Annotated in this window: 1 protein-coding gene; it reads left to right on the forward strand. The window is 67.5% G+C overall.

Annotation, left to right across the window (positions count from 1 at the left end):
- Nucleotides 1–240: ABC transporter permease subunit (locus NDO48_RS29505; RefSeq protein WP_267322957.1), on the forward strand; the 240-nt coding region annotated here is incomplete at both ends.

Here is a 240-nt window from a genome sequence, read left to right on the forward strand (position 1 = left end):
GTCGAAGAACCCGACCCTGCACGACCTGTCGACGATCTACGTCGAGCTGGTGCGCGGCACGCCGTTGCTGGTGCAGATCTTCATCTTCTACTTCTTCATCGGCACCGTGCTCAACCTGTCCCGCGAGTTCGCCGGGGTCGCGGCGCTGGCGCTGTTCACCGGCGCCTACGTGGCCGAGATCATCCGGGCCGGCGTGCAGTCCATCGCCCGCGGACAGAACGAGGCCGCCCGCTCCCTGGG

Source organism: Aminobacter sp. MET-1 (assembly GCF_026521175.1).
Classification (GTDB): Bacteria; Pseudomonadota; Alphaproteobacteria; order Rhizobiales; family Rhizobiaceae; genus Aminobacter.